Genomic DNA, 26,853 nt, shown 5'->3' on the forward strand with positions numbered 1-26,853 from the left:
GGAAGATAAGGAAAAAACGCGGCGGGGCGCAAAGCCCGCCGCGTCATCACAGGACAAGGCCGCCGAGAATCAGTTCTTTTTCACGAACTCGGATTTCAGCTTCATCGGGCCGAAGCCGTCGATTTTGCAGTCGATGTTGTGGTCGCCTTCCACCAGACGAATGTTTTTCACCTTGGTGCCGATCTTCAGCATCGAGGAGCTGCCTTTAACCTTCAGGTCCTTGATCACGGTGACCGCATCGCCGTCCGCCAGCAGGTTGCCGTTGGCGTCTTTGACGATCAGCGCGTCCTGATCTTCCGCCGGGGCGCTGTCGCTCCACTCGTGAGCGCACTCAGGGCAGATGAACAGGGCATTGTCCTGGTAGGTGTATTCGGAGTTGCACTTCGGGCAGTGTGGGAGTTGCATGTTATGTCGCCTCTTCAACAATAAAAAATAAAAAAAGAACATCACCGGGCGCGGACGCCCGGCGGAGAAACGGTAAGGAGTAGCGCGAACGGGCGGCGATAAGGCGGGCCGCCGCGGCGTCAGGGCTGGTAAATGCCGACGCCCAGCGCGTTTTCTTTGCGGGTACGGGCGATCACCGACTGCGGGGATTCATGTACGCGCAGATCCATCTGCTGTTCGGTGCGCACCACTGCGCCACGCAGGGTGTTGGTCAGCACCTCGGTAATTTCCACGTCGACAAACTGGCCGATCATGTCGGGCGTGCCTTCGAAGTTTACCACACGGTTGCACTCCGTGCGCCCGGCCAGCTCCATCACGCTTCTGCGCGAGGTGCCTTCCACCAGAATGCGCTGGACGGTGCCGAGCATGCGGCGGCTGAACTGCAGCGCCTGCTGGTTGATGCGATCCTGCAGAATATACAGCCGCTGTTTTTTCTCTTCTTCGCTGACGTCGTCAACCATGTCCGCCGCCGGCGTACCGGGGCGCGACGAATAGATGAAGCTGAAGCTGACGTCGAAGTTGACGTCGGCGATCAGGTTCATGGTTTGTTCGAAGTCGGTCTGGCTCTCGCCCGGGAAACCGACGATGAAGTCGGAGCTGAGCTGGATGTTCGGGCGCGCCTTGCGCAGCTTGCGGATAATCGCCTTATACTCCAGCGCGGTATGGGCGCGTTTCATCATGGTCAGGATGCGATCCGAACCGCTCTGCACCGGCAGGTGCAGGAAGCTGACCAGCTCCGGTGTGTCTTCGTACACCGCGATGATGTCATCGGTGAACTCGATAGGGTGGCTGGTGGTGAAGCGAATGCGATCGATGCCGTCGATGGCGGCCACCAGGCGCAGAAGTTCGGCGAACGAGCAGATATCGCCGTCATGCGTGGCGCCGCGGTACGCGTTGACGTTTTGGCCGAGCAGGTTGACTTCGCGCACGCCCTGCGCCGCCAGTTGGGCGATTTCGAACAGCACGTCGTCGCTCGGGCGGCTCACTTCCTCGCCGCGGGTGTATGGCACCACGCAGAAAGTGCAGTATTTGTTGCAGCCTTCCATGATCGACACGAACGCGGTCGGGCCTTCGGCGCGCGGCTCCGGCAGGCGGTCGAACTTTTCGATCTCCGGGAAACTGATATCGACCACCGGGCTGCGGGTGCCCTGAACGTGGTTGATCATTTCCGGCAGGCGGTGCAGGGTCTGCGGGCCGAATACCACGTCGACGCAAGGCGCGCGGCTGCGGATCAGTTCGCCTTCTTGCGAGGCCACGCAACCGCCGACGCCGATGATGACAGACGGGTTCTTCTCTTTCAGCAAGCGCCAGCGCCCCAGCATGGCGAAAACTTTTTCCTGCGCTTTTTCACGGATCGAGCAGGTGTTTAGCAACAGCACGTCCGCTTCCTCGGCGTTGTCGGTCCACTCGAAGCCGTGCGTGCTGTTCAACAGGTCGGCCATTTTCGATGAATCGTACTCATTCATCTGGCAGCCCCAGGTTTTGATATGTAGTTTTTTCGTCATTGACTTGCCATTACTCAGTGCGGAGCGAAAGTTGCGTTACGCGACATGCAGGGCGCGTATTGTAATCATTTGCCGCCGTTGTGACCAGCGCGGGGGAAAATGGCACGCAACCTGAAGCCGAAGCGAAAATCCGGTACACTGCGCAAAACGCCATGTCGGGTGGGATGGCGAGCATTCACATAGAAAACATAGCCAATATGAAGACATCTCAAAATCGGTACGACGCGGTGGTGGTGGGCGGCGGCATGGTCGGCGCGGCGGCGGCTCTGGGCCTGGCGCAGGCGGGCTGGTCGGTGGCGTTGCTGGAACATCAGGCGCCGCAGGCGTTCGAGGCGCAAAGCCCGCCGGACCTGCGCATTTCCGCTATCGGCTGCACCTCGGTGGGGCTGCTGAAACAGCTCGGCGCCTGGCCCGCCGTGACGGCGATGCGCACGGCGCCATATCGCCGGCTGGAGACCTGGGAATGGGCGTCGTCGCGCGTGGCGTTCGATGCGCTATCTCTGGGGCTGCCGGAGTTGGGCTTTATGGTGGAAAACCGCATTTTGCAGCTGGCGCTGTGGCAGCAGTTCGCACAGTGCGCCAATTTGACGCTGCTGTGCCCCGCCAGGCTGCAATCGCTGCAGCGGGCGGACAAGGCCTGGCAACTGACGCTGGACAGCGGTGAAACGCTGCAGGCGCGGCTGGTTGTCGGCGCCGACGGCGCCAACTCGCAGGTGCGCAAGCTGGCGGCGATCGGCACCAACGGCTGGCAGTATCGTCAGGCGTGCATGTTGATCACCGTCGATACCGGCGCGCCGCAGCAGGATGTGACCTGGCAGCGCTTCTTCCCGTCAGGGCCGCGCGCTTTCCTGCCGCTGTACGACAGCTGGGCGTCGCTGGTGTGGTATGACAGCCCGCAGCGCATTCGCCAACTGCAGGCGATGCCGCCGGCGCAGCTGGAGCGCGAGATCGCCGCCGCTTTTCCGGCGCGACTGGGCCCGGTCAAGGTGCATGCCGCCGGATCGTTCCCGTTGACGCGTCGTCATGCGCAGCGCTACGTGCTGCCGGGCCTGGCGCTGCTGGGCGATGCGGCGCATACCATCAACCCGCTGGCCGGGCAGGGCGTCAATCTGGGGTATCGCGATGTGGATGCCTTGCTGAACGTGCTGAGCGAGGCGCGAGAGCAGGGAGAAGACTGGAGCGGCGAGGCGGTGCTGCTGCGCTATCAACGCCGCCGCCGTACCGACAATCTGCTGATGCAAAGCGGCATGGATCTGTTCTATACCGCCTTCAGCAATAACCTGGCGCCGCTGACCGTGGCGCGCAATCTGGCGCTGATGGCCGCGCAGCGGGCGGGCAAGCTGAAAGAGCATGCGTTGAAGTACGCCTTGGGATTGTAACCGACAGGGCTCAGCGGTGGCTGGGCCTATTTTAGGTTGGCTGAACGGCAGACAGCAAAAAGCCCGCCGAAGCGGGCTTTTCTAAATATGGCTGGGGTGCCAGGATTCGAACCTGGGTATGCTGGTATCAGAAACCAGAGCCTTACCGCTTGGCGACACCCCAATTATGGTGGCTACGACGGGATTTGAACCTGTGACCCCATCATTATGAGTGATGTGCTCTAACCAGCTGAGCTACGTAGCCGATGTTACTTTTTACTTCTTTGATTTGCAAACAGTTTGTTATGGCTGGGGTACCTGGATTCGAACCAGGGAATGCCGGTATCAAAAACCGGTGCCTTACCGCTTGGCGATACCCCACCTGCAAACAAATCTTATGTTGAAACCCCGTTCCCGAAAGAATATGGCTGGGGTACCTGGATTCGAACCAGGGAATGCCGGTATCAAAAACCGGTGCCTTACCGCTTGGCGATACCCCATCAACATACTGCGCCGACGATGAAGAGAAATGGTGCGGGAGGCGAGACTTGAACTCGCACACCTTGCGGCGCCAGAACCTAAATCTGGTGCGTATACCAAATTTCGCCACTCCCGCATATTAGCTACGACAGGATTTGAACCTGTGACCTCATCATTATGAGTAATGTGCTCTAACCTACTGAGCTACGTAGCCCTCTTTTTTTTGCTTTGCCTTCATCGGCGTTGCGGGGCGCATTATGCGTATATGACCGATTTGCGTCAACAAGTTTTTTCCCGAAAAAGCGCCCGGAAGCGCCGTTTGTCTGGGTTGTGAACATTATGGCGATAAAATCGGCAATTCAGGCAGTTGGCGGGCGGAAAAGGCAACAAAAAGGCGGGCCAAAAGGCCCGCCCCGGGGAAAATGCCGCGCGATTATTTATAGGCGGCCTGGTGCACGCCGACGGCGCGGCCGGAAGGATCGTCCATCTTCTTGAACGATTCATCCCACTCGATGGCCTTGGCGGACGAGCAGGCGACGGATGGGCCGCCCGGCACGCATTCGGCGGCGCTCGGCAGCGGGAACAGCTCCTCGAAGATTTCGCGGTACAGGTAGCCTTCTTTCGACGTCGGCGTGTTGTACGGGAAGCGGAAACGCGCGGTTTCGAGCTGTTGATCGCTAATTTGCTGCGCAGCCACCTCTTTTAGCGTGTCGATCCAGCTGTAGCCGACGCCGTCGGAGAACTGCTCTTTCTGGCGCCAGGCCACGCTGGCGGGCAAATAGGACTCGAAACATTCGCGAACGATGTGTTTTTCCATTTTGCCGTTGCCGCACATTTTATCTTTCGGGTTGATGCGCATTGCCACATCGAGGAATTTCTTGTCCAGGAACGGCACGCGGGCTTCGACGCCCCAGGCGGACATCGCCTTGTTGGCGCGCGCGCAGTCGAACATGTGCAGCGCCAGCAGTTTGCGTACGGTCTCTTCGTGGAATTCGCGGGCGTCCGGCGCCTTATGGAAGTACAGGTAGCCGCCGAACACTTCGTCCGCGCCTTCGCCGGAAAGCACCATCTTGATGCCCATCGCCTTGATTTTGCGCGACATCAGGTACATCGGCGTCGACGCGCGGATGGTGGTGACGTCATAGGTTTCGATGTGGTAAATCACGTCGCGGATGGCGTCCAGCCCTTCCTGCACGGTGAAGTGGATCTCATGGTGCACGGTGCCCAGATGGTTGGCCACCTCCTGCGCGGCGCGCAGATCCGGCGAGCCTTCCAGCCCGACGGCGAAGGAGTGCAACTGCGGCCACCAGGCTTCGCTGCGTTCCTGATCTTCCACGCGGCGCGCGGCGTACTTCTTGGTGATCGCCGAAATGACCGAGGAATCCAGCCCGCCCGAGAGCAGCACGCCGTAAGGCACGTCGGACATCAGGTGGCTTTTCACCGACTCTTCCAGCGCGGTGCGCAGGGCGGCGGCGTCGGTCACGTTGTCCTTGACGCTGTCGTAATCGAACCAGTCGCGGCGATAGTATTCGCGGATCTGGCCGTCCTGGCTCCACAGGTAGCTGCCGGCCGGGAATTCCTTGATGGTGCGGCACACCGGCACCAGCGCTTTCATTTCCGAGGCAACGTACAGGTTGCCGTGTTCGTCATGGCCCATATACAGCGGGATGATGCCCAGGTGATCGCGGCCGATCAGGTAGGCGTCTTTTTCGGTGTCATACAGGGCAAAGGCGAACATGCCTTGCAGATCGTCGAGGAACTCCGGGCCTTTCTCCTGATACAGCGCCAGGATCACTTCACAGTCGGAGCCGGTCTGGAAGGCATAGCGGTCGCTCAGCTGTTGGCGCAGCGCCTGGTGGTTGTAAATTTCGCCGTTGACCGCCAGAACGTGGGTGTGCGCAGCGTTGTACAGCGGTTGAGCGCCGTTGTTGACGTCGACGATCGACAGGCGTTCGTGAGCCAGAATGGCTTTGTCGCTGGCGTAAACGCCGGACCAATCCGGGCCGCGGTGGCGCATCAGACGTGACAGCTCCAGCGCTTTCTTACGCAGTTCAACGGGATCGGACTTCAGATCGAGCACACCGAAAATAGAACACATACAACTCTCCTAACGGGCTTTTATGACTGTGATGTTGTTTTTACTGTTATGGGCAGCATTGCCGATTTATCAGCGATAACGCGGTTTTGCTGCGCTGTGGTTATGAAAATGCGCCAAAAGCTGCAGAGGATGCAAGCGTTTTAGCCATGCGCTGAGAAATAGTTGTTTGCGTAGCTGAGGTTTTTAACGGATTTTCAGTTATCGGCGTGAAAAATTATCGATTATGCAATTTTTAGCGTGATGGCGGGATTGCCGGCCAGTTTGACCGGCAATCGATTAGCGATTAGGCGATGAGCTGCCAGAGGGTGAACGCGGCATCCGGCGTCCAGCCGGCATTGGAGGTGTGCGCCTGAATACAGGTGTATTTCTTGCCTTTATAACTCACGACGTCGCCGGCTTTGTAGCTGTGGTTGTTCTGCCACTCGGGCGCGCCCGGATCGGGCGGCGTACCGTCATTGGCGGTTTTGACCGCCAGCGCGCTGCTCGGCAGGGAGGTATTGCCCAGGGTGTCGGTCGCGGTAACGAAGTAGCTGTACTGGGTTGCCGGCGTCAGACCGCTGTCGGCCAGCGACAGACCGGCGGTTTGGCCGATCGGGTTGCCGTTGCGGTAGACGGTGTAGCTGGCGATCGGTGAGGCGCCGGTGGCGGCGGCCCAGCTCAGTTTCAGCGAGGTGGCGCCCAGCTCGGCGACCGTCAGCGCCGTCGGCGCATTAGGCTTTCCCGGCGGCGGGGTGACGCCGCCCTGAATCAGCGGCGCATAGCGGGTTTTGAACTCCCAATTGTAGGCGACGCCGGCTTTGCTCTTGCCGTTATCCCAGTTGATTGACCAGGTCATCAGGCCCTTGATCGACAGGTTTTTGGCGTCGAGACGCGAGAAAGCGTTATACACCGCCTGTTTGTTGACCACGTAGCCGGTGGCGGCGGCATCGTTATTGCTCGGCAGGCCGATGACGAATTTCGCCGCCGGGATCTTCGCATAGCCGCGGGTGCCGGTAACCAGGCTTTCCGTCAGGTAGTAGAGGAAGTCCTCTTTCATTGCGTCGTTATTCTGCGTGATCCAGGCATTGAGTTCATCCACCCAAATACCGTCGCCGCCCTGGTTATAATATTGCGGCGCGATAAAGTCGTAATAGCCTTCGAGGGCGTTAATATAATCCAGGTAGGTGCCGTTGGTGCGTAAATACGGGAATTCCGGCGCCATGCTGATAATAAAGTTTTTCCCCTGGGCAGCGTAATGGTCTTTTACTTTTTTCAGCGCAGCAGGCAAGACGGTTTTATTATTGGCGGCGCCGATCGCCGCCTGTTCCAGATCGATATCCAGGCCGTCGAAGCCATAGACTTCCACCAGGCGAATAATCTCGTCTTTCAGCTTGTCTTCGTCGCCGGTTTTCAGCTCGATATGCGCGTCTGCGCCGCCGAGGGAGATCAGCACCGCGCGGCCCTGGCTGTTCAGCACGCCCACCTGGCGGCGGAACTCGGCATCGGACAGGTTGTAAGGCTTGAAGGTCGGGATGCCCTGGCCTTTCATAAAGGCGACGGCCACCACGTTGTACTCGGCGGGAATGTCGGTCAGGTTCATATTGGTGAACTGGCCCTGCTGATAGCCGTCACTGGCGCCGGCGGCCCAGTTGTGCCAGAAACCCATCAGGATCTTTTTATTGGCGATAGACGGCATAATGGCCGCGTCATCGGCGGCGCCGGCATTAATCGTGTTATTTGTGCTCATGGTAGCCTCATTCATTAGGGGTAAGAGTTTTTCGCTCGCCGGCAATATCAGCTATTGGCGGGGCGTAACGTTATAATGAGGATTTTTAACGCAGGCAGGCTGAAACCTTTTACGGCCATGAACGAATTAAATTCAAACTGACGCTGAGGGAGAAGGAAATAATGGCGGCCGGGCGGCCGCCATGGCCGCATCAGAAGATGGTGATATCGGCGACGGAAGGGTAGACGTAGCTCGGGCGGAACGGCATGGTTTCGATGTCGCTCAGCGTGGAGACGCCGGACAGCACCAGCACGGTTTCCAGGCCGGCCTGGAAGCCCGCCAGAATGTCGGTGCGCAGGTTATCGCCGACGATCACCGTCTCTTCCGAGTGCGCCTGCATTTTGTTCAGTGCGGCGCGAATGATCCACGGGCTGGGCTTGCCGACGTAAAACGGCTTGCGGCCGGTGATCTTCTCAATGGGGGCGCACAGCGCGCCACAGGCCGGCGAGAAGCCGTGGCCGTGACTATCCGGGTTGGTGGCGATAAAGCGCGCGCCGTTGCTCACGAAGTAGGCGGCTTTATGCATCATGTCCCAGTTGTAAGAGCGGGTTTCACCGACGATCACGAAGTCGGGGTTGATGTCGGTGATGGTGAAACCGGCTTTGTACAGCTCATGGATCAGGGCGCCTTCGCCGACCACATAGGCTTTTTTGCCTTCCTGACGGCGCAGGAAATCGGCGGTGGCCATCGCCGAGGTGTAGAACGCGCTCTCCGGCACTTCCAGCCCGGCGGCGGCGAAGCGGTTCGCCAGATCCTGCGCGGTCTGTGACGGGTAGTTGGTCAGCACCACCAGCGGCATGCCTTGTTCCTGGATGCGCGCCAGGAACAGGTCGGCGCCGGGCACCGGCGTATTGTCATGCAGCAGCACGCCGTCGATATCGCATATAACGTTTTTGATTTTCATTTGTCGCTGTTTCTCATGATTACGGCAGGCGAAGGGTGAAGATAACACGCCTGCCAGAAGCGGCGGATCAGCTTTCCAGCAATCGCTGCAAGAGCACGCCGTTGAGCATCGCGCGTTTGGCCAGGGCGAAAGCGCCGATCGCCGAGCGATGATTGAGTTCGGAGGTCACCACCGGCAGATTTTTGCGGAAGTCCTTCAGCACCTGGGTATTGATGCAGCTCTGGATCGCCGGCAGCAGCACCTTGTCCGCTTCGGTGATCTCACCGGCGATCACCACCTTCTGCGGATTGAACAGGTTGATGGCGATGGCCACCGCTTTGCCCAGATAGCGGCCTACGTGTTCGATCACTTCGCTGGCCAGCAGATCGCCGCGGTTGGCGGCCTTGCAGATGGCGTTGATGCCGCAGTCTTCCAGCGTCAGTTTGCTCGGGTAGCCCTGGCTCAGCAGCTGGCGCACGCGCTGTTCGATCGCGGCGTTGGCGGCCACGGTTTCCAGGCAGCCGAAGTTGCCGCAGTGGCAGCGTTCCCCCAACGGATCGATCTGGATATGGCCGATCTCGCCGACGTTGCCGTTGTTGCCGAGAAAAATCTGCCCGTTGACGATGATGCCGGCGCCGGTGCCGCGGTGCAGGCGCACCAGAATCGAGTCTTCGCAGTCGCGGGTGGCGCCGAAGTAGTGCTCCGCCAGCGCCAGGCTGCGGATGTCGTGGCCGACGAAGCTGGTGACGTTAAAGCGCTGCTGCAGGTTGTCCACCAGCGCCCAATTGCTGACGCTGATGTGCGGCATGTAGCGCACCACGCCCAGCGCCGGATCCACCAGGCCGGGCAGGATCACCGCGATGGCGATCAGCTCGCGCAGGCGGCGCTGGTTAGCGTCGATGAATTGGGCGATGGCGGCGAACAGCGCATTCTCCAGCGTTTCTTGAGTGCGTTCCGGCAGCGGATAGTGTTCTTCGCTGAGCGACTTGCCGCTCATGTCATACAGGGTTATGGTGGCGTCGTGGCGGCCGAGACGCACCGCGACGGTATGGAAATGACGGGTTTCCGACACGATGGAGATCGCGCGGCGGCCGCCGGTGGAGGCCTGCTGATCGACTTCTTTGATCAGCCCGCGCTCCAGCAGCTGGCGAGTAATTTTGGTGACGCTGGCGGGGGCGAGCTGGCTGAGTTCGGCAATCTGAATGCGCGAGATCGGGCCCTGCTGGTCGATCAGGCGGTAAACTGCCGCGCCGTTAAGTTGTTTGACTAAGTCAACGTTCCCTATTTGTGCTTGTCCGCCAGTGCTCATCAATAATTTTACTCGCTGTTCATTGAATTAAACCTCGTTACCGTTAACGAGCGTTTTGGTGATCTTGAAATCACGGGTGAAGGCGGTCAGGTTAGCCACCTTGCCGGCTTCGAGGGTGCCCAGACGGTGATCGACGCCGATGGCGCGCGCCGGATACAGCGTCGCCATGCGCAGCGCTTCGTCCAGCGCGATACCGATATGCTCGACGCTGTTTCGCACCGCTTCGATCATGGTCAGCGCGGAACCGCTCAGGGTGCCGTTCTCATCCACGCACAGCCCATCCCGATAGTATATTGTTTTACCGGCGAAAATAAATTGGTCAATATCTGCACCCGCCGGTGCGGTGGCATCGGTGACCAAGACCAATTTATCACCTTTCAGGCGTTTGGCGTTACGGATACTCGCCCAGGCCACGTGATGGCCGTCGGCGATGATGCCGGTATAGACCTCCGGCGTATCGAAGATTGCCCCCATCAGCCCCGGTTCGCGGCCGGTGATATAAGGCATGGCGTTGTACAGGTGGGTGGCGAAGCTGATGCCGGCGGCGAAACCGGTGCGCGCCTGATCGTAGGTGGCATTCGAGTGGCCGGCGGAGATCACGATGCCGGCCTCGGTCAGCTGCTTGATAAAGTGCGGCTCAACCATTTCCGGCGCCAGCGTCACCTTGGTGATCACGTCGGCGTTGGCGCACAGGTAATCGATCATTTCCTGGGTCGGCTTGCGAATGAACGCCGGATTGTGGGTGCCTTTTTTCACCGGGCTGAGATATGGCCCTTCCAGGTGCAGGCCCAATGCCTGGTTTTGGTGCTTTTTCAGATAAGCGCGCATCACGTCGACGCTGTGCTTCATGAATTCGTCGCTGCTGGTGATCAGCGTCGGCAGATAGCTGGTGCAGCCGGATTTCTCGTTGGCGCGCTGCATGATCTCCAGCGTTTCTTCCGAGATCGCTTCCAGCGAATCGTTGAACTGTACGCCGCCGCAGCCGTTCAGCTGCACGTCGATAAGCCCGGGGGCCAGGATGGCGCCACCCAGGTCGCGCGTTTCGATGCCGGCGGGCAATTCAGCCGCCGGGCAGACTTTCTCGATCAGCCCATCAGCGATAATGACTGCATGGTCATCAAGTACGTCGTGGCCGGTATAGATTCGGCCGTGGGTTAAAGCGAACATCGTAGCCCCCTGCAAAGATTAAAGACTTTTAACGCTTTCCGCTTCTAACTCGCGGAAATATTTGACGGTTTTGACTTTCAGCTCCATGGTGGCCGGTTCGTCGCACACCACTACCGCTTTGGCGTGCAGCTGCAGACAGCTGATGGTCCACATGTGGTTGATATTGCCTTCCACTGCGGCTTCCAGCGCCTGCGCCTTGGCGTGGCCGGTGACCAGGATCATCACTTCTTCCGCGTCCAGCAGCGTGCCCACGCCGACGGTCAACGCATATTTCGGCACCAGGCTGACGTCGCCGCCGAAGAAGCGCGAGTTGGCGATGCGGGTGTCTTCGGTCAGCGTTTTGATGCGGGTGCGCGAAGCCAGGGACGAAGCCGGCTCGTTGAACGCGATATGGCCGTCGATGCCCACGCCGCCCATGAACAGGTTAATTTTGCCGTAAGACTTGATCTTCTCTTCGTACTGGCGGCACTCGGCGTCGACATCCGCGGCGTTGCCGTTCAGCAGGTTGATATTTTCGCGAGGGATATCAACGTGATCAAAGAAGTTGCGGTACATGAAGGTGTGATAGCTTTCCGGGTGTTCCTGCGGCAGGCCAACGTACTCGTCCATGTTGAAAGTCACAACATGCTTAAAGCTTACTTCACCTGCTTTGTGCATCGCAATCAGATGTTTGTAGGCTTCCAGCGGCGTGCCGCCGGTGGGCAGGCCGAGAACAAACGGGCGCTCTGCGGTTGGCTTGAATGCGTTGATGCGTTGAACGATATGACGCGCGGCCCATTTGCCGACTTGTGCGGTATCTTTCAGTGGGATAAGTCTCATCTAACACCTCTTGGGATAAGTAAACTAAAGCTATACTGTACGGGCCTGCGGGAGTCGTAAGCGTAACCCAGCTTTATGATTCTCGCGTGAATCGTCCGTCCGGTTGATTTTTTGAATGATAAAATAAGTTTTGTGTGATGGCCAGCAATCTGGGAGGTAAAGACTACTTTTTGGTGATATTTATCACAAAAAGGGAGGTTTTAATTTGCGATACAAAATAAATTTTTTACACTCGGCATGAGTGATACGTGCCAAGCGCTGTTTCTAAAAAGGTAGTGAGAGCTCCAAATAAACTACTAATAGGGTCCGTCCGCGGACAACATAGGGGGAAAAGGTGAACATTCTTAGTTATTTGCAAAAGGTGGGACGGGCGCTGATGGTGCCGGTCGCCACGCTGCCCGCCGCCGCCATCTTGATGGGCGTCGGGTACTGGATTGACCCTGTTGGTTGGGGCGGCGACAACGCGCTCGCCGCTTTCTTCATTAAATCCGGCTCCGCTATCATCGACAACATGTCGGTGCTGTTCGCTATCGGCGTGGCCTACGGCATGTCCAAAGACAAGGACGGCGCCGCCGCGTTGACCGGCTTCGTCGGCTTCCTGGTGCTGACCACTCTCTGTTCGCCGGCCGCCGTGTCGATGATTCAGAAGATCCCGCTCGATCAGGTGCCCGCCGCGTTCGGCAAGATCCAGAACCAGTTCGTCGGTATTCTGGTGGGCATCATCTCCGCCGAAGTGTACAACCGCTTCAGCGGCGTCGAGCTGCCCAAGGCGCTGTCGTTCTTCAGCGGCCGCCGTTTGGTGCCGATCCTCATTTCCTTCCTGATGATCCTGGTGGCTTTCATCCTGATGTACATTTGGCCGGTGATCTTCAACGGTCTGGTGAACTTCGGTGAACACATTCAGAAAATGGGCTCGGTCGGCGCGGGCATTTACGCCTTCTTCAACCGCCTGCTGATCCCGGTCGGCCTGCACCACGCGCTGAACTCGGTGTTCTGGTTCGACGTGGCCGGCATCAACGATATTCCTAACTTCCTTGGCGGCCAGCAGTCGATCGAAGCCGGTAAAGCGGTTGTCGGCATCACCGGCCGTTATCAGGCGGGCTTCTTCCCGATCATGATGTTCGGTCTGCCGGGGGCGGCGCTGGCCATTTACCACTGCGCGCGTCCTGAGAACAAAGCCAAAGTGGCGGGCATCATGCTGGCGGCCGCTTTCGCCGCCTTCTTTACCGGTATTACCGAACCGCTGGAATTCTCCTTCATGTTCGTGGCGCCGGTGCTGTACGTGATCCACGCCGTGCTGACCGGTATCTCGGTGTTCATCGCCGCCAGCATGCATTGGATCGCCGGTTTCGGCTTCAGCGCCGGCCTGGTGGATATGGTGCTGTCGTCTCGCAACCCGCTGGCGACCCACTGGTACATGCTGATCCCGCAAGGCCTGGTGTTCTTCGTCATCTACTACGTGGTGTTCCGCTTCACCATCAAAAAATTCAACCTGATGACCCCGGGCCGCGAGCTGGCGGTTGCCGGTGACGAAACCGACGGCTACGACGTCAACGTCGACAGCAACGCCGGTAAAGACGAGAGCGAAACCACCACCCTGGCTCGTCGTTACGTCGGCGCGATCGGCGGTTCCGACAACCTGACCGGCATCGACGCCTGCATCACCCGCCTGCGTTTGAATGTGAAAGACTCCGCGCTGGTGAACGACGCATTGGCGAAACGCCTCGGCGCGTCGGGCGTTATCCGCCTGAACAAGCAGAGCGTGCAAGTGATCGTCGGCACCCGTGCCGAACTTATCGCCAGCGCAATGCGCAACGTGATTGCAGCCGGCCCGGTAGCGGCAGCGGCGGCCCCGGCGGCGGCGCCTGCCGCGGAAGCCAAACCGCAGGCGGTGCCGAACGCGCCGAAAGCCGCGTTTGAAACGCTGGTGGCGCCGGTGACTGGCGAAGTGGTGGCGCTCGAACAGGTGCCGGACGAAGCTTTCGCCAGCAAGGCGGTAGGCGACGGCCTGGCGATTCGCCCGACCGACAAGATCGTGGTGGCGCCGGCTGACGGCACCGTGGTGAAAATCTTCAATACCAACCACGCATTCTGCCTGGAAACCGACAAGGGCGCCGAGATCGTGGTGCACATGGGGATCGACACCGTCGCGCTGGAAGGCCAGGGCTTCAAACGCCTGGTGGAAGAGGGCGCGGAAGTGAAAGCCGGTCAACCGATTCTGGAACTGGATCTGGATTACCTGAATGCCAATGCGCGTTCGATGATAAGCCCGGTGGTGGTCAGCAACTCTGACGAGTACGCCGGCCTGGCGGCGCTGGCCAGCGGCTCTGTGGTCGCCGGTCAAACCAAGCTGTATGAGATCCAGAAATAAGGCTGTTTTTACCTGAGTAGTGCCTGGGGCCGAACACGCATCATGGCGGCGTTTGCCCCGACTTGGCGGGAAGAGAGCGATCTCTTCCCGCTTTTTTTATCCCGTTTCGCCCCACGGCGGTGCGCTGCGCGCCGATGGTGCAACGCGCCGCATTTTTCATGAAACAAACGGTTGTTTCCAGACGTGGCTTGTTGGATCATAGGCGGTTATGTGTAGCGCTTTGCATTGAGGAACAGTGAAATGAGTGAGGCTGAAGCCCGCCCAACCAATTTTATCCGTCAGATCGTCGATGAAGATCTGGCGTCGGGGAAACACACGTCAGTACATACCCGTTTCCCGCCGGAGCCTAACGGCTATCTGCATATCGGCCACGCCAAGTCCATCTGCCTGAACTTCGGCATCGCCAAGGACTATCAGGGCCAGTGCAACCTGCGTTTCGACGACACCAACCCGGTGAAAGAAGACATCGAGTTCGTCGAGTCTATCAAGCACGACGTGGAGTGGCTGGGCTTTGAGTGGAGCGGCAACGTTCGTTACTCCTCAGACTATTTCGATCAGCTGCACCAGTACGCGGTGGAGCTTATCAGCAAAGGGCTGGCCTACGTCGACGAACTGTCGCCGGAGCAGATCCGCGAATACCGCGGCACCCTGACTGCGCCGGGCAAAGACAGCCCGTACCGCGGTCGCAGCGTGGAAGAGAACCTGGCGCTGTTCGAGAAGATGCGCAATGGCGAATTCGCCGAAGGCGCCGCCTGCCTGCGCGCCAAGATCGATATGGCTTCGCCGTTTATCGTGATGCGCGATCCGGTGCTGTACCGCATCAAGTTCGCCGAACACCACCAGACCGGCAATAAATGGTGCATCTACCCGATGTACGATTTCACCCACTGCATTTCCGATGCGCTGGAAGGGATCACCCATTCGCTGTGCACCCTGGAATTCCAGGATAACCGCCGTCTGTATGATTGGGTGCTGGATAACATCACCATTCCTTGCCACCCGCGCCAGTACGAGTTTTCGCGTCTCAACCTCGAATACGCCATCATGTCGAAGCGCAAGCTGCACCAGCTGGTGGCCGAGAAGATCGTCGAAGGTTGGGATGATCCGCGCATGCCGACCGTCTCCGGTCTGCGCCGCCGCGGTTATACTGCCGCCTCGATCCGCGAGTTCTGCCTGCGCATCGGCGTAACCAAGCAAGACAACAACGTCGAAATGGTGGCGCTGGAATCCTGCATCCGCGACGATCTGAACGAGAACGCGCCGCGCGCCATGGCGGTGCTGGATCCGGTGAAAATCGTCATCGAGAACATGGGCGATGCGGTGGAAATGGTCAGCATGCCTAACCACCCGAACAAGCCGGAAATGGGCAACCGCGATGTGCCGTTCAGCCGTGAGATCTATATCGATCGCGCCGACTTCCGCGAAGAAGCCAACAAGCAGTACAAGCGTCTGGTGCTGGGCAAAGAAGTGCGTCTGCGCAACGCGTACGTGATCAAGGCCGAGCGCGTCGAGAAAGATGAAGCCGGCGAGATCACCACCATCTTCTGCAGCTACGATGCGGAAACGCTGAGCAAAGATCCTGCCGACGGCCGCAAGGTGAAGGGCGTGATCCACTGGGTGTCTGCGGCGCACGCGCTGCCGGCGGAAATTCGCCTGTACGATCGCCTGTTCAGCGTGCCTAACCCGGGCGCGGCGGAGGACTTCCTCTCCACCATTAACCCGGAATCGCTGGTGATCAAGCACGGTTTCGTTGAGCCGAGTCTGGCGGCCGCACAGCCGGAGAAAGCCTATCAGTTCGAGCGTGAAGGCTACTTCTGCGCCGACAGCCATTACTCTTCGGCTGAGCACCTGGTGTTTAACCGCACCGTCGGTCTGCGTGACACCTGGGCGAAAATCGAAGGCTAATCTTAATCGCCTCGAAAATTAATGTATCAGCGCGGCTCAGGCCGCGCTTTTTTATGCCTGCTATTGAGTAAATCATCTATTCTCGCCACGTTTTTCCGGGCTGCGTTTAATTAACTGCGGTGCGTTAATCAATAAGTTTTCTTATATTGGGCTTAGTAGTCTTAATCTTTACTTATATATTCGTGATGCGAATTAATTTCATTTAGAGAGCGCTCTCAAATTTTATCTCCTGACTGACGGATTTAGTCAGGCTGAAACCATTAATCGTCTCTGGTTGACCTGGTATCCGTATTTATTCTGATTTAATTGAATTTTTTATTCGACACCTTCCATGAATGCCAGCGTAACAAATTATCACCGATATGTGCTCCTTGTCATACTTTGACAAATCTTCCGCATTTTTCATTTGATAATTCGCGTCGCGAAAAATAGTCTGTCTGTAGCAATTAGTGCTGTGGGAATAACATCTCGTCGGCAATATTTTTTACCCGTTCGGGTTTTTTATTGGCAGTCGTGCAGGGCAGTGGTGAACACAGGCGGCTGCAACTTTTAAGTTAAGTCAAAGAGGAATTTCAATATGGGTACGCACGGTGCTCAGCGTAAAACGCTGGCGCTCGCAGTCGCGGGCGCGCTGTTGGGAACAGGGTTTGCCATGGCGCCTGAGGCGAAAGCCGCAGGGTTTATCGAGGATTCCACGCTGACCGGCGGCATTTATTACTGGCAACGTGAGCGTGACCGTAAAGATCTCAATCCGGACAGCAAGGATTACAATCAATACACCACCAACCTGTCCCACTCTACCGCCAACCTGAGCCTGGATTTCGCGTCGGGCTACGCCTGGGACATGTTCGGTCTGGATGTCGGCACTTTTACCGCCATCGAACTGGCTGAATCCAGCGCCAGCGGTCACCCGAACGAAATCGCGTTCTCCTCGAAGAACCGTACCTACGACGAAGACTACTCCGGTGATAAGGGCGGTATCAGCCTGTACAAAGCCGCCGCCAAATTCAAATACGGCCCGGTCTGGGCGCGCGCCGGCTATATTCAGCCGAGCGGCCAAACCCTGCTGGCGCCGCACTGGAGCTTCATGCCGGGCACTTATCAGGGGGCTGAAGCCGGCGCCAAGTTCGACTACGGCGATGCCGGCGCGTTGAGCTTCTCCTACATGTGGGCCGACAAATACAAAGCGCCGTGGCATATCGAGATGGACGACTTCCGCCAGAACGATAAGAAAACCCGTGTCTCCTACCTGCACTCGCTGGGCGCCAAGTACGATTTCAAAAACGATCTGGTGCTGGAAGCCGCTTACGGCCAGGCCCAGGGGTACGTGAATCAGTACTTCACCAAGGCGTCTTACAAATTCGATCTGCTGGGCAACCCGCTGACCACCAGTTACCAGTTCTATGGCGCGGAAGACCGCATCAGCAACAAGAACGATCCGAACAGCATTTATGACGGCCTGGCCTGGCTGCAGGCGTTGACCTTCGGTTACACCACCGGCCAGTTCAACTGGCGTCTGGAAGGCACCATGGTCAAGGCGGAAGGCAATCAGGGCTTCTTCCTGCAACGTATGACCCCGACCTACGCCTCGTCAAACGGTCGCCTGGACGTGTGGTGGGATAACCGCTCCGACTTTAACGCCAACGGCGAGAAAGCGGTGTATGCCGGCGTGATGTATGACCTCAGCAACTGGAACCTGCCGGGCATGGCGGTCGGCGGCTCTTACGTTTACGCCTGGGACGCCAAGCCGAGCACCAACCCGATCTACGATCAGAGCCAGCGCCTGAAAGAGAGCGCCTGGAGTCTGGACGCGATGTACACCATCCAGGAAGGGCGAGCCAAGGGCACGCTGCTCAAGCTGCATTACACCCAGTATGACAACCACACCAACATTCCGAGCTGGGGCGGCGGTTACGGCAACATCTTCCAGGACGAGAAAGACGTCAAGTTCATGGTCATCGCGCCATTCACCATCTTCTGATGCGTTCCCCGGCCTTGCCGCCGGGGCAGTTAAGGGAATTCAACGATGAAAAAAATCATGCTGATGTTGGCGGCCGCTGCGGCGCTGAGCGCCTGTGCGCAACCCGCCGCGCCGTCGGAAGACGCCAAGTTGAAACAGGCTTACAGCGCCTGCATCAATACCGCGGAAGGCTCGCCGGAGCGTCTGCAGCCGTGCAAGGCGGTGCTGAACGTGCTGAAACAAGAGAAACAGCACCAGCAGTTCGCCGCGCAGGAAACGGTACGGGTGATGGATTATCAGAACTGCATTATGGCGGTTCACAGCGGTAACGGTCAGGCTTACGACGCCAAGTGCGGCAAGCTGTGGCAAGAAATTCGCGATAACAATAATTAAGAAGGACGAGAAGATGAACGCATTCAAACTGAGCGCACTGGCCGCCTTGACGGCAACGATGGGATTCCTGGGCGGCATGGGGAGCGCCATGGCCGATCAACAGCTGGTGGATCAGCTGAGCCAACTGAAGCTGAACGTGAAAATGCTGGATAACCGCGCCGGGGAAAACGGCGTGGATTGCGCGGCGCTGGGCGCAGACTGGGCCTCATGCAACCGGGTGTTGTTCACCCTGAGCAACGACGGGCAGGCGATCGACGGCAAAGACTGGATCATTTATTTCCACAGCCCGCGCCAGACTCTGCGGGTAGACAACGATCAGTTCAAGATCGCTCACCTCACCGGCGATCTGTACAAGCTGGAGCCGACCGCCAAATTCAGCGGTTTCCCGGCCGGTAAGGCGGTGGAAATCCCGGTGGTCGCCGAATACTGGCAGCTGTTCAGAAACGACTTCCTGCCCCGCTGGTATGCCACGTCCGGCGACGCCAAGCCGAAAATGCTGGCGAATACCGACACCGAAAATCTGGATCAGTTTGTGGCGCCGTTTACCGGCGATCAGTGGAAGCGCACCAAGGACGACAAAAATATTTTGATGACGCCGGCTTCGCGTTTTGTCAGCAACGCCGATCTGCAGACGCTGCCCGCCGGCGCGCTGCGCGGCCAGATCGTGCCGACGCCGATGCAGGTGAAAGTGCACGCGCAGGACGCCGATCTGCGCAAAGGGGTATCGCCGGATCTGAGCACGTTGGTCAAGCCGGCGGCGGATGTCGTCAACCAGCGTTTCGCGCTGCTGGGCGTGCCGGTTCAGGCCAACGGTTACCCGATCAAGACCGACATCCAGCCGGGCAAGTTTAAAGGCGCGATGGCGGTGCCGGGCGCTTATGAGCTGAAGATCGGCAAGAAAGAGGCGCGGGTGATCGGCTTCGATCAGGCCGGGGTGTTCTACGGGTTGCAGTCTATCCTGTCGTTAGTGCCGACCGACGGCAGCGGCAAGATCGCCACGCTCGACGCCAGCGATGCGCCGCGCTTCCAGTATCGCGGCATTTTCCTCGACGTGGCGCGCAACTTCCATAAGAAGGATGCGGTGCTGCGCCTGCTGGATCAGATGGCGGCTTACAAGCTCAACAAATTCCACTTCCACCTGAGCGATGACGAAGGTTGGCGTATCGAAATTCCCGGCTTGCCTGAGTTGACGGAAGTCGGCGGCCAGCGCTGCCACGATCTGAGCGAAACCACCTGCCTGCTGCCGCAGTACGGCCAGGGGCCGGATGTCTACGGCGGTTTCTTCACTCGTCAGGACTACATCGACATCATCAAATACGCCCAGGCGCGCCAGATTGAGGTGATCCCGGAGATTGACATGCCGGCGCACGCCCGCGCGGCGGTGGTCTCGATGGAAGCGCGCTACAAGAAACTGCATGCCGCCGGCAAAGAGCAGGAGGCCAACGAGTTCCGCCTGGTGGATCCGACCGATACCTCCAATACCACCTCGGTGCAGTTCTTTAACCGTCAGAGTTACCTGAACCCGTGCCTGGATTCCTCCCAGCGCTTTGTCGACAAGGTGATTGGCGAGATTGCCCAGATGCATAAAGAAGCCGGCCAGCCGATTAAGACCTGGCACTTTGGCGGCGACGAAGCGAAAAACATCCGCCTGGGCGCCGGCTACACCGACAAGGCGAAACCGGAACCGGGTAAAGGCATCATTGACCAGAGCAATGAAGACAAGCCGTGGGCCAAGTCTCAGGTGTGCCAGGTGATGATCAAAGAGGGCAAAGTGGCCGACATGGAGCACCTGCCGAGCTACTTCGGCCAAGAGGTCAGCAAGCTGGTGAAGGCGCACGGCATCGACAGAATGCAGGCCTGGCAAGACGGCCTGAAGGACGCCGAGAGTTCGAAGGCGTTCGCCACCTCGCGCGTGGGGGTCAACTTCTGGGACACCCTGTACTGGGGCGGTTTCGACAGCGTCAACGACTGGGCCAACAAAGGGTATGAAGTGGTGGTCTCCAACCCGGACTACGTCTATATGGACTTCCCTTACGAGGTGAACCCGGACGAGCGCGGTTACTACTGGGGCACCCGCTTCAGCGACGAGCGCAAGGTGTTCAGCTTCGCGCCGGACAACATGCCACAGAACGCGGAAACCTCGGTTGACCGAGACGGCAACCACTTCAACGCCAAGAGCGACAAGCCGTGGCCGGGGGCATATGGACTTTCCGCTCAGCTGTGGAGCGAAACCCAGCGCACCGACCCGCAGATGGAATACATGATCTTCCCACGCGCGCTGTCGGTGGCGGAGCGCGCCTGGCATCGCGCCGGTTGGGAGCAGGACTATCGCGCCGGCCGCGAATACAAAGGCGGGGAAACCCACTTTGTCGATACCAAGACGCTGGAGAAAGATTGGCTGCGCTTCGCCAATATTCTGGGCCAGCGTGAACTGGCCAAGCTGGACAAAGGCGGCGTGGCTTATCGTCTGCCGGTGCCGGGCGCTCGCGTGGCGGGCGGCAAGCTGGAGGCGAATATCGCGCTGCCGGGGTTGGGCATCGAGTACTCCACCGACGGCGGTAAGCAGTGGCAGCGCTATGATGCCAAGGCTAAACCTGCGGTCTCCGGCGAAGTACAGGTGCGCTCGGTCAGCCCGGACGGCAAACGCTACAGCCGCGCCGAAAAGGTCTAAGAAGGGCGGTGCGGCACGCAGTTTTGGCGGCGGGCCGCATCATAACGAAGGGGGAATGCGTTCGTCCGCGCGTGTCGGCGCAGGGCGGACGTTGTAGTGAGAGTAGTACGTGGAGTCGCAGTGCCGCTGCAATTGTGGTATTTCATGACATGATTTTCCCCGGCTGGTCCGGGGATTTTTTTGTCTGCTGCATGGCGGGCATAAAAAAACCGCCTCAAAATGAGGCGGTTTTTCATAGCCGGTCAGGGCTTATTTCTTGTCGTGCAGCGTTTCGTCTTCGCGACAGTCACCGGTTTCACAGTGGCCGTACAGGTACAGACTGTGGTTGGTGAGCTTGATGCCGTGCTGCTTGGCGATGTCACGCTGGCGCACTTCGATGGATTCGTCGCTGAATTCGATCACTTTGCCGCAATCCAGGCAAATCAGGTGATCGTGGTGATGCTGTTGGGTCAGCTCGAACACGGACTTGCCGCCTTCGAAATTGTGACGTGTCACAATGCCCGCATCGTCAAACTGGTTCAGTACGCGATAAACCGTCGCCAGCCCGATCTCTTCGCCCATATCAATCAGTTTTTTGTACAAATCTTCCGCACTGACGTGATGGCATTCTGGATTTTGCAGTACTTCCAGGATTTTGAGTCGCGGAAGCGTGACTTTTAAGCCGGCCTTCTTCAATGCGATGTTGTTGTCGGTCATGCGAATTCAGTCCTGTTACTATGCTAATCAAGTTGAGGCGTACTCGCCTGTGGCATCGGTCGGCACAAAGAGTTAATGCGTCTCATTATAGAACCGGTTGTACTAAATGGAAACCGCCGGTTGTTAACAAAGATATAATTGCACTATTGCATGTTTTGCATGCAACGCCTTGATGGATGGGATAAACCGATATCTCAGTCTACCGTGACGGGGTGGGAAGTTACAAATCTGTAGCTTCTATCGCAGCAATCCCTGTTGCCGATGACGGCCCTGTCGGCACACTATGCACTTTACAGGGCCTTTGTTCAACCTTTCGCCAGTCCCGGCGTTTAGCCGACGATATCGGCCAGGCTCAGCTCTTCGACGATCTGTTTGACCCAGGCGTCGACACGCTCGTTGGTCAGCTCCGGCTGACGGTCTTCGTCGATCGCCAGACCGATGAAGTGGTTGTCGTCCGCCAGGCCTTTGGAGGCTTCGAAGTGGTAGCCTTTGGTCGGCCAGTGGCCCACGATGGCCGCGCCGCGCGGTTCGATGATGTCGCGGATGGTGCCCATCGCGTCACAGAAATATTCCGCGTAGTCTTCCTGGTCGCCGCAGCCGAACAGCGCCACCAGTTTGCCGTTGAAATCGACTTCTTCCAGCGTCGGGAAGAAATCGTCCCAGTCACACTGCGCCTCACCGTAGTACCAGGTTGGGATGCCCAGCAGCAGGATATCGAACCCTTCCAGGTCTTCTTTGCTGCTTTTAGCGATGTCATGCACTTCAGAGACGTCGTCGCCAAACTGTTTCTGGAGAATTTTCTGGATCATTTTGGCAATGTTTTCGGTATTGCCAGTGTCGCTGCCAAAGAAAATGCCTACAGTAGCCATATCGCGTATAACCTTTAAATTCAAGTAATTGCATTACTCGATGCCAGCACTGCCGCCGCTGACGCCGATTAAAATGATGCCATGGCAAGAGCCGTTCGCCGCGGGGGGCGGGGCGCCGACAGGCGCAGTCTCTTACCGGTAAATGCGTATCATGCCAGAAAGTGGCGCCGGGGTTTTATCGCATTTATGCGATGCCGGAGATGAAGAAAAGCGTGCCGATCCGGCGTTGTCCTTAACGCCGTGCCGCGCGTGCGGCCGAAGAGATCAATGTTCCGGCTGTTCTTCCGCCAGTTGCGCCAACAGCATCTGCTCGATGAGTTCGCTGCGGCTGATGTTGCGCTGTTCCGCCAGTTTGTTCAGGGCGTCCACCGCATCCGCGTTGATTTTCAGCTCTACGCGCCGCAATCCACGCACTTTATCGCGCCGTAACTGATTGCGCTTATTGATTCTAAGCTGTTCATCGCGGGAAAGCGGGTTGGTTTTCGGGCGCCCCGGACGGCGTTCATCTGCGAACAGATCCAGCGTCGTGCGATCCGTTTGTTCTTTTGCCATAGGTAGCGGTACTGCAAGGGAGTTTGCATCAAAAAGCGCTCTCACGCTTCCGGAGGCATCGGTTAACACACTTCGGGCCAATAAACCCTAACCCAAATTCACCCCCGACCCGGCGTTCGCGAACGCACTGGCGCGGCGGCAAAATTATAGCGCGCCATATTACCCCAGCAGATGGAGCGGCGACAATGCCTAACTGCGGGCTAAACGCGCTAAGCCGTTATCTTTAGCGCGTTTTTTCGCCAGGTGAGCGTGTTTTTCAGGCTTCGTCGAGGAAACGGTGAATGGCGCGCAGCACCGCCTCCGGTTTTTCGGCGTGCACCCAATGGCCGGTGCCGGCAACGACGTGCGCGCGGGCCTGCGGGAACTGGCGGGCGATGTCCGCACGGTAGCTGTCCTGCACGTACGGCGACAGGCCGCCGCGAATGAACAGGGTCGGGTGCGGCCAGGCCGGCACGTCCTGCCAGCCGGTGATGTCATCATAGCGCTCAATCAGCACCGGCAGGTTGAAGCGCCATTCGCCGTTATGGAAGGATTTCAGCAGGAACTGGATCACGCCTTCTTCCTGCAGGTAATCGCGCATCAGCTGGGCGGCGGCCTGGCGCTGGGTGATGCCGGCGGCGCTGACGGCCTTCAGGGCGGCGAAAATCTCGTCGTGACGTCGGGTCTGGTAATTCACCGGCGCGACGTCGATGACGATCAGCTTGGCGACGCGCTCGGGTGCGATGGCGGTCAGCGCCATCGCCGCTTTGCCGCCCATCGAATGGCCGATGACGATCGCTTTCTCAAGCCGCAGTTCGTCGAGCAGCTCCAGCAGATCCTGCGCCATCGCGGGGTAGTTCATCTCGTCGGCGCGCGGGGAGAGGCCGTGGTTGCGCAGATCGACCTTAATTACGCTGTGACGCTGATGCAGATCGCGCGCCAGCACGCCCAGGTTGTCCAGATTGCCGAACAGCCCGTGGATCAGCAGCACCGGCAGCGCGTCTGACTCGGCGGCCAGCAGTTGATAATGTAATTTCATGGCGAAGTTCATACTGAGAGAGATTCAGATTAGGGTATCATGATTGAATCGCACGATGAATCATGCGGAATTTTCGCGGCGCGGGCTTGGCAGTGCCGGCTATAGGTATTAGTCTGCATTTGCCGTCCGGAGGCACATTGTTGTGTTCGCCCCAGCGCTTTTAACCTTATAATCCCATGGCTTGAATGCAGGATCTGGCTTCAGGTTCTAAGTAGAAAAAACAGTATTGGATAAAGATGAAAACTATTGAAGTCGACGAAGAGCTTTACCGTTATATTGCCAGCCACACGCAACACATCGGTGAAAGCGCGTCCGATATTTTACGCCGCATGTTGAAATTCACCGCCGGTCAGCCGGTGCGCGCGTTGCCTGCCGCCAGTGCGTCGCCGTCCGTCGAACCGGAAAAAGCGGCGCCGGTTCAGCGCCCGCGCGATCGCGTACGCGCCGTGCGTGAACTGCTGCTGTCGGATGAATACGCCGAGCAGAACAAAGCGGTCAACCGTTTCATGCTGGTGCTGTCCACGCTGTATACCCTCGATGCCGCCGGTTTTGCCGCCGCCACCGAGGCGTTGACCGGCCGTACCCGCACCTATTTCGCCGGCGATCAGCAGACCCTGCTGGCCAACGGTACGCATACCAAGCCGAAGCATGTGCCGGGCACCCCTTACTGGGTGATCACCAATACCAATACCGGCCGCAAACGCAGCATGATCGAACACATCATGCAGGCGATGCAGTTCCCGGCGGAACTGATCGAGAAAGTTTGCGGTACCGTCTAATTTAGCGAACAGCCCGTCATGATGGCCGTGCGCGACGTATTTGCCCGGTCACCGACAGGGATGAGGGAGATATGTCGATGGCGAATAATCCACGTGCCGGGCAGCCCGCCCGTCAAAGCGATCTGATCAACGTAGCCCAGCTGACGTCGCAGTACTATGTGCTGCAACCGGAAGCCGGCAATGCCGCACATGCGGTGAAGTTTGGCACCTCCGGCCACCGCGGCAGCGCGCAGCGCCACAGCTTCAACGAAGCGCACATCCTCGCCATCGCTCAGGCGATCGCCGAAGTTCGTCATCAGCAGGGCACCACCGGCCCGTGCTACGTGGGCAAAGACACCCATGCGCTGTCCGAGCCGGCCTTTATTTCCGTGCTGGAAGTGCTGACCGCCAACGGCGTCGATGTGATCGTGCAGGAAAACAACGGCTTCACGCCAACGCCGGCGGTATCGCACGCCATTTTGTGCCACAACCGCCGCGGCGGCGCGCAGGCCGACGGCATCGTCATTACGCCGTCCCACAACCCGCCGGAAGACGGTGGCATCAAATACAATCCGCCGAACGGCGGCCCGGCGGACACCAACCTGACGTCGGTGATCGAAAAGCGCGCCAACGAACTGCTGGCGCAGCAGCTGAAAGGCGTGCAGCGTCAGTCGCTGGACAAGGCCTGGAACAGCGGCCACCTGCACGCCAAAGATCTGGTGCAGCCTTACGTCGAAGGGCTGGTGGAGGTGGTCGACATGCCGGCCATCCAACGCGCCGGCCTGAAGCTGGGCGTGGATCCGCTCGGCGGTTCCGGCATCGCCTATTGGCAGCGGGTGGCGGAACACTACAAGCTGGATTTGACGCTGGTGAACGATTCCATCGATCAGACGTTCCGCTTTATGCACCTGGATCACGACGGCATCATCCGCATGGACTGCTCGTCGGAGTCGGCGATGGCCGGCCTGCTGGCGCTGCGCGACAAATTCGATTTAGCGTTCGCCAACGATCCGGATTACGACCGCCACGGCATCGTCACGCCGAAGGGGCTGATGAACCCGAACCACTATCTGGCGGTAGCCATCAACTACCTGTTCCAGCATCGCCCGCAGTGGGGCGCCGATGTTGCGGTAGGTAAAACGCTGGTGTCCAGCGCGATGATCGATCGCGTGGTGGCCGATCTGGGCCGCAAGCTGGTGGAAGTGCCGGTCGGCTTCAAGTGGTTCGTGGACGGTCTGTTCGACGGCAGCCTGGGCTTTGGCGGCGAAGAGAGCGCCGGGGCCTCGTTCCTGCGCTTCAACGGCCAGCCGTGGTCGACCGACAAAGACGGCATCATCATGTGCCTGCTGGCGGCTGAAATCACCGCGGTAACCGGTGAGAACCCGCAGCATCACTATGACGATCTGGCCAAGCGTTTCGGTGCGCCAAGCTACAACCGCATCCAGGCGCCGGCAACCCATGCGCAGAAAGCGGCGCTGTCCAAGCTGTCGCCGGAGATGGTCAAGGCCAGTACGCTGGGCGGGGACCCGATCACCGCACGTCTGACCGCAGCGCCGGGCAACGGCGCGTCGATCGGCGGCCTGAAAGTGATGACCGACAACGGTTGGTTCGCGGCTCGTCCTTCCGGCACCGAAGAGGCTTACAAGATCTACTGCGAGAGCTTCCTCGGGGCGGAGCACCGCGAGAAGATTGAGCACGAAGCGGTCGAGATCGTCAGCGAAGTGCTGGCTTCCGCCAAGTAATCACTTTTCTTGATTGATAAAAAGCGCTGTTTTTACAGCGCTTTTTTTATGGGCGCTATTTAGATATATCTTTTTCACGGCACGCGCTTG

Annotated in this window: 20 protein-coding genes and 6 tRNA genes; 8 read left to right on the forward strand and 18 right to left on the reverse strand. The window is 58.7% G+C overall.

The genetic code is table 11. The annotated features are described in order from the left end of the window. Nucleotides 1-69: 69 nt before the first annotated feature. Nucleotides 70-405: a zinc ribbon domain-containing protein YjdM gene (locus ACORQT_RS05730; RefSeq protein WP_004939967.1), complete on the reverse strand. Its 336-nt coding sequence runs from the start codon at nt 403-405 to the stop codon at nt 70-72. A gap of 119 nt (nt 406-524) precedes the next feature. Continuing rightward, nucleotides 525-1,949: a tRNA (N6-isopentenyl adenosine(37)-C2)-methylthiotransferase MiaB gene (gene miaB / locus ACORQT_RS05735; protein ID WP_342174008.1), complete on the reverse strand. Its 1,425-nt coding sequence runs from the start codon at nt 1,947-1,949 to the stop codon at nt 525-527. Between the two features lie 197 nt (nt 1,950-2,146). Between miaB and ubiF the strand changes: the two genes are divergently transcribed. After that, a complete protein-coding gene (gene ubiF, locus ACORQT_RS05740) occupies nt 2,147-3,328 on the forward strand; it encodes a 3-demethoxyubiquinol 3-hydroxylase (RefSeq protein ID WP_089191295.1) in 1,182 nt (393 codons plus the stop codon). A gap of 88 nt (nt 3,329-3,416) precedes the next feature. Here ubiF and ACORQT_RS05745 read toward each other — a convergent pair. From ACORQT_RS05745 to nagB, 12 genes are all read right to left on the reverse strand, one after another. Next, a tRNA-Gln gene (locus ACORQT_RS05745) sits at nt 3,417-3,491 on the reverse strand. 4 nt (nt 3,492-3,495) lie between these two features. After that, nucleotides 3,496-3,572, reverse strand: a tRNA-Met gene (locus ACORQT_RS05750). 41 nt (nt 3,573-3,613) lie between these two features. Further along, nucleotides 3,614-3,688 (reverse strand) — tRNA-Gln (locus ACORQT_RS05755). Between the two features lie 44 nt (nt 3,689-3,732). Continuing rightward, nucleotides 3,733-3,807: transfer RNA gene (locus ACORQT_RS05760), tRNA-Gln, on the reverse strand. A gap of 30 nt (nt 3,808-3,837) precedes the next feature. Beyond that, nucleotides 3,838-3,923 (reverse strand) — tRNA-Leu (locus ACORQT_RS05765). A 4-nt stretch (nt 3,924-3,927) separates the two neighbouring features. Continuing rightward, a tRNA-Met gene (locus ACORQT_RS05770) sits at nt 3,928-4,001 on the reverse strand. A gap of 219 nt (nt 4,002-4,220) precedes the next feature. Beyond that, on the reverse strand, nt 4,221-5,885 hold the full coding sequence (gene asnB, locus ACORQT_RS05775; RefSeq protein ID WP_033642171.1) for an asparagine synthase B: 1,665 nt from the start codon (nt 5,883-5,885) through the stop codon (nt 4,221-4,223). Between the two features lie 283 nt (nt 5,886-6,168). After that, on the reverse strand, nt 6,169-7,611 hold the full coding sequence (locus tag ACORQT_RS05780) for a carbohydrate-binding protein (protein ID WP_108680280.1): 1,443 nt from the start codon (nt 7,609-7,611) through the stop codon (nt 6,169-6,171). A 190-nt stretch (nt 7,612-7,801) separates the two neighbouring features. Then, nucleotides 7,802-8,554, reverse strand: a complete 753-nt coding sequence (locus ACORQT_RS05785; protein WP_004939957.1) for an HAD-IIA family hydrolase — start codon at nt 8,552-8,554, stop codon at nt 7,802-7,804. A gap of 67 nt (nt 8,555-8,621) precedes the next feature. Further along, nucleotides 8,622-9,842, reverse strand: a complete 1,221-nt coding sequence (nagC, locus tag ACORQT_RS05790) for a DNA-binding transcriptional regulator NagC (protein WP_019454064.1) — start codon at nt 9,840-9,842, stop codon at nt 8,622-8,624. A gap of 27 nt (nt 9,843-9,869) precedes the next feature. Beyond that, nucleotides 9,870-11,009 carry an N-acetylglucosamine-6-phosphate deacetylase gene (gene nagA, locus ACORQT_RS05795; RefSeq protein WP_444859338.1) on the reverse strand — a complete coding sequence of 380 codons (1,140 nt, stop codon included), beginning with the start codon at nt 11,007-11,009 and terminating at the stop codon, nt 9,870-9,872. A gap of 18 nt (nt 11,010-11,027) precedes the next feature. Beyond that, the gene (gene nagB, locus ACORQT_RS05800) at nt 11,028-11,828 is read right to left on the reverse strand and encodes a glucosamine-6-phosphate deaminase (RefSeq protein ID WP_004939952.1); all 801 of its coding nucleotides are present in this window, start codon (nt 11,826-11,828) and stop codon (nt 11,028-11,030) included. A 334-nt stretch (nt 11,829-12,162) separates the two neighbouring features. Here nagB and nagE point away from each other — a divergent pair, with 334 nt between their 5' ends. From nagE to ACORQT_RS05825, 5 genes are all read left to right on the forward strand, one after another. After that, on the forward strand, nt 12,163-14,199 hold the full coding sequence (gene nagE, locus ACORQT_RS05805) for an N-acetylglucosamine-specific PTS transporter subunit IIBC (protein ID WP_325960404.1): 2,037 nt from the start codon (nt 12,163-12,165) through the stop codon (nt 14,197-14,199). Between the two features lie 240 nt (nt 14,200-14,439). Continuing rightward, nucleotides 14,440-16,104 (forward strand): glutamine--tRNA ligase, encoded by a 1,665-nt coding sequence (gene glnS / locus ACORQT_RS05810; RefSeq protein ID WP_033642175.1) that lies wholly within the window; start codon nt 14,440-14,442, stop codon nt 16,102-16,104. A gap of 577 nt (nt 16,105-16,681) precedes the next feature. Next, nucleotides 16,682-18,085, forward strand: a complete 1,404-nt coding sequence (chiP, locus tag ACORQT_RS05815) for a chitoporin ChiP (protein ID WP_033642176.1) — start codon at nt 16,682-16,684, stop codon at nt 18,083-18,085. 45 nt (nt 18,086-18,130) lie between these two features. Further along, nucleotides 18,131-18,457: a ChiQ/YbfN family lipoprotein gene (gene chiQ, locus ACORQT_RS05820; protein ID WP_164057452.1), complete on the forward strand. Its 327-nt coding sequence runs from the start codon at nt 18,131-18,133 to the stop codon at nt 18,455-18,457. Between the two features lie 13 nt (nt 18,458-18,470). Next, nucleotides 18,471-21,128, forward strand: a complete 2,658-nt coding sequence (locus tag ACORQT_RS05825; protein ID WP_047572350.1) for a beta-N-acetylhexosaminidase — start codon at nt 18,471-18,473, stop codon at nt 21,126-21,128. Between the two features lie 249 nt (nt 21,129-21,377). Here ACORQT_RS05825 and fur read toward each other — a convergent pair whose 3' ends face one another. The 4 genes from fur to ybfF all read right to left on the reverse strand — a co-directional run bounded on the left by fur (nt 21,378) and on the right by ybfF (nt 24,275). Continuing rightward, nucleotides 21,378-21,824 (reverse strand): ferric iron uptake transcriptional regulator, encoded by a 447-nt coding sequence (gene fur / locus ACORQT_RS05830; RefSeq protein WP_019454058.1) that lies wholly within the window; start codon nt 21,822-21,824, stop codon nt 21,378-21,380. A 329-nt stretch (nt 21,825-22,153) separates the two neighbouring features. Continuing rightward, nucleotides 22,154-22,693 carry a flavodoxin FldA gene (gene fldA, locus ACORQT_RS05835; RefSeq protein WP_004939938.1) on the reverse strand — a complete coding sequence of 180 codons (540 nt, stop codon included), beginning with the start codon at nt 22,691-22,693 and terminating at the stop codon, nt 22,154-22,156. 264 nt (nt 22,694-22,957) lie between these two features. Further along, nucleotides 22,958-23,245 carry a LexA regulated protein gene (gene ybfE, locus ACORQT_RS05840; RefSeq protein WP_004939936.1) on the reverse strand — a complete coding sequence of 96 codons (288 nt, stop codon included), beginning with the start codon at nt 23,243-23,245 and terminating at the stop codon, nt 22,958-22,960. Nucleotides 23,246-23,501: 256 nt separating this feature from the next. Further along, complete coding sequence (ybfF, locus tag ACORQT_RS05845; protein ID WP_080273370.1) at nt 23,502-24,275, reverse strand: esterase; 774 nt, start codon at nt 24,273-24,275, stop codon at nt 23,502-23,504. Between the two features lie 224 nt (nt 24,276-24,499). Here ybfF and seqA point away from each other — a divergent pair, with 224 nt between their 5' ends. Both seqA and pgm read left to right on the forward strand, forming a co-directional pair. Next, on the forward strand, nt 24,500-25,042 hold the full coding sequence (gene seqA / locus ACORQT_RS05850; RefSeq protein WP_046896779.1) for a replication initiation negative regulator SeqA: 543 nt from the start codon (nt 24,500-24,502) through the stop codon (nt 25,040-25,042). Between the two features lie 77 nt (nt 25,043-25,119). Further along, nucleotides 25,120-26,763, forward strand: a complete 1,644-nt coding sequence (pgm, locus tag ACORQT_RS05855; protein ID WP_033638690.1) for a phosphoglucomutase (alpha-D-glucose-1,6-bisphosphate-dependent) — start codon at nt 25,120-25,122, stop codon at nt 26,761-26,763. Nucleotides 26,764-26,853 lie beyond the last annotated feature (90 nt).

The organism is Serratia sp. (in: enterobacteria), assembly GCF_052400455.1.
Classification (GTDB): Bacteria; Pseudomonadota; Gammaproteobacteria; order Enterobacterales; family Enterobacteriaceae; genus Serratia; species Serratia ureilytica.

Coding starts and splice junctions, on each gene's coding strand:
- pgm (WP_033638690.1), top strand. CDS start 25,120: ATGGCGAATAATCCACGTGCCGGGCAGCCCGCCCGTCAAAGCGATCTG.
- ACORQT_RS05785 (WP_004939957.1), bottom strand. CDS start 8,554: ATGAAAATCAAAAACGTTATATGCGATATCGACGGCGTGCTGCTGCAT.
- chiP (WP_033642176.1), top strand. CDS start 16,682: ATGGGTACGCACGGTGCTCAGCGTAAAACGCTGGCGCTCGCAGTCGCG.
- ybfF (WP_080273370.1), bottom strand. CDS start 24,275: ATGAACTTCGCCATGAAATTACATTATCAACTGCTGGCCGCCGAGTCA.
- ACORQT_RS05730 (WP_004939967.1), bottom strand. CDS start 405: ATGCAACTCCCACACTGCCCGAAGTGCAACTCCGAATACACCTACCAG.
- seqA (WP_046896779.1), top strand. CDS start 24,500: ATGAAAACTATTGAAGTCGACGAAGAGCTTTACCGTTATATTGCCAGC.
- fur (WP_019454058.1), bottom strand. CDS start 21,824: ATGACCGACAACAACATCGCATTGAAGAAGGCCGGCTTAAAAGTCACG.
- asnB (WP_033642171.1), bottom strand. CDS start 5,885: ATGTGTTCTATTTTCGGTGTGCTCGATCTGAAGTCCGATCCCGTTGAA.
- ACORQT_RS05825 (WP_047572350.1), top strand. CDS start 18,471: ATGAACGCATTCAAACTGAGCGCACTGGCCGCCTTGACGGCAACGATG.
- chiQ (WP_164057452.1), top strand. CDS start 18,131: ATGAAAAAAATCATGCTGATGTTGGCGGCCGCTGCGGCGCTGAGCGCC.
- ubiF (WP_089191295.1), top strand. CDS start 2,147: ATGAAGACATCTCAAAATCGGTACGACGCGGTGGTGGTGGGCGGCGGC.
- miaB (WP_342174008.1), bottom strand. CDS start 1,949: ATGACGAAAAAACTACATATCAAAACCTGGGGCTGCCAGATGAATGAG.
- glnS (WP_033642175.1), top strand. CDS start 14,440: ATGAGTGAGGCTGAAGCCCGCCCAACCAATTTTATCCGTCAGATCGTC.
- nagB (WP_004939952.1), bottom strand. CDS start 11,828: ATGAGACTTATCCCACTGAAAGATACCGCACAAGTCGGCAAATGGGCC.
- nagA (WP_444859338.1), bottom strand. CDS start 11,009: ATGTTCGCTTTAACCCACGGCCGAATCTATACCGGCCACGACGTACTT.
- ybfE (WP_004939936.1), bottom strand. CDS start 23,245: ATGGCAAAAGAACAAACGGATCGCACGACGCTGGATCTGTTCGCAGAT.
- ACORQT_RS05780 (WP_108680280.1), bottom strand. CDS start 7,611: ATGAGCACAAATAACACGATTAATGCCGGCGCCGCCGATGACGCGGCC.
- fldA (WP_004939938.1), bottom strand. CDS start 22,693: ATGGCTACTGTAGGCATTTTCTTTGGCAGCGACACTGGCAATACCGAA.
- nagC (WP_019454064.1), bottom strand. CDS start 9,842: ATGAGCACTGGCGGACAAGCACAAATAGGGAACGTTGACTTAGTCAAA.